The sequence below is a fragment of the Paraburkholderia mimosarum LMG 23256 = NBRC 106338 genome (assembly GCF_000739815.1).
Classification (GTDB): domain Bacteria; phylum Pseudomonadota; class Gammaproteobacteria; order Burkholderiales; family Burkholderiaceae; genus Paraburkholderia; species Paraburkholderia mimosarum.
This window is the reverse complement of the sequence record NZ_BBJJ01000287.1, coordinates 1-1,485: the sequence shown is the minus strand read 5'-3', so window position 1 is coordinate 1,485 and position 1,485 is coordinate 1. Positions and strand designations below refer to the sequence as shown.

Below are 1,485 nucleotides of genomic sequence, written 5' to 3'. Positions count from 1 at the left end.
CATCAAATTTACGTTTCCCGAAATCGTCGTGCCTCCGGTGTCACGACGGCGCGAAAACGACCGCGCCGCGATCCTCAAAATGTTTGAAGCTCCGGATAAAACGGTATAGCTGTCCGCCGATCTCCAGCCGGTTTCGTCCAGCGTGGGTTTGCTCGAGGATCTCTTCGGCCTGGGTCGCGGCGATGTCCCCGTGATATCTCAGGCGATCCTGATCTCGGCTGGCATCGCCAACGTACATGGCACAGACGTCATTGCATTTCTGCATCATGATCACACTTCCGCCAGAGTTCAGGGACAGTTCGAGATATTCGGCCAACGTCAGAAGTGACTCAGTCGTCGTCATGGCGATTCCCCTGAGAGCACGGCTCGCAGCATCGATCCACTGGGTGGTGGCATCGACACCCACCGAGGATAGCGCCACGAACTTCCGGCACTTGCCTCGCCTGATTAAACCATCTACGCGGCGGACGGCGTCCCGGTCACCGTGATCACGCACGGGACCGAGCGGGTTCACCATGCACGCGTCGCGAGGCGCAGTGGGCCACCACATCGAGGAGGCTGGCTGGCATGGTAAGYGCCAATCGTCAGAAAATTATCGTGCGACAGGCACCTGCCATCGCCACCGGCATGTTTTTGATCGTAGTGCTTCTGGTCGGGGATGTCGATTCTTCGAGGACGATTGTGTTGCCGGCGMGGAGTTCAACCGTTTTCCTTCGCAGGATATCCGCTGTTTTGCAGGGCAATGATGGGTCCGGGCAGCGTGGCCGCAAGCTCGCCATCAACGCTACCGCAAATGCGCGATTCGTCCTGCGTCTTCACGCCTATGCTGGATCGAATCAATTCCCTGGAGGACAGGCGAAACGCTTACGCTTCGTCAACGATCAACCGGAGAATCGATCGATGTCGCGAAGAGGGCGCACCAGGACATCGCGCGCATGCGCTGGCATGTCCATCGCTTCATTAAAGATTGATGCGCAGGGTGCAGGAAAAACTGGCCCGCAGGACGGGCCACACATCGGGATGCGACTCGCGCCGGTCAGGCTGGCTTGATATTTGCCGCCTGCTTGCCCTTCGGCCCCATCTTCACATCGAAGCTTACTTTCTGGTTTTCCTGCAGCGACTTGAAGCCTTCAGTCTTGATTTCGGAAAAGTGGGCGAACAGGTCTTCGCCGCCGTCATCCGGGGTGATGAAGCCAAAGCCTTTCGCATCGTTGAACCATTTCACCGTGCCAGTTGCCATTTTTTGAATCCTGTCGATGTTGAAACCTGAAATCGCGAGAATACGGCATCGCATGGAGGCGATCACCCGCAAGRGAYGACTTTTTACCACGCCGGGATGACACCTGCCAATCAGCAGGTCCATGGACCGCACACGGTCTGGCTTTCAACGACCCAGGCCCGGTGCAGACATTCGTCGTTCTAACCCCCGACGGCGGCACCCTATGATTGCCGCGCGGCAAAACGCGATCTACCCGGCAACCGGGA

3 protein-coding genes are annotated in these 1,485 nt (G+C 57.9%); 1 reads left to right on the top strand and 2 read right to left on the bottom strand.

Translation table 11 applies throughout. The annotated features are described in order from the left end of the window. Positions 1–40 precede the first annotated feature (40 nt). Complete coding sequence (locus BMI01S_RS43765) at positions 41–517, bottom strand: RNA-binding protein (protein WP_255217867.1); 477 nt, start codon at positions 515–517, stop codon at positions 41–43. Positions 518–567: 50 nt separating this feature from the next. Here BMI01S_RS43765 and BMI01S_RS41735 point away from each other — a divergent pair, with 50 nt between their 5' ends. Next, complete coding sequence (locus tag BMI01S_RS41735) at positions 568–1,050, top strand: hypothetical protein (RefSeq protein ID WP_156123923.1); 483 nt, start codon at positions 568–570, stop codon at positions 1,048–1,050. On the opposite strand, the gene BMI01S_RS37430 is transcribed toward BMI01S_RS41735, so the two are convergent. Next, positions 1,037–1,240, bottom strand: a complete 204-nt coding sequence (locus BMI01S_RS37430) for a cold-shock protein (RefSeq protein WP_042293433.1) — start codon at positions 1,238–1,240, stop codon at positions 1,037–1,039. The genes BMI01S_RS41735 and BMI01S_RS37430 overlap by 14 nt on opposite strands. Positions 1,241–1,485: the final 245 nt, after the last annotated feature.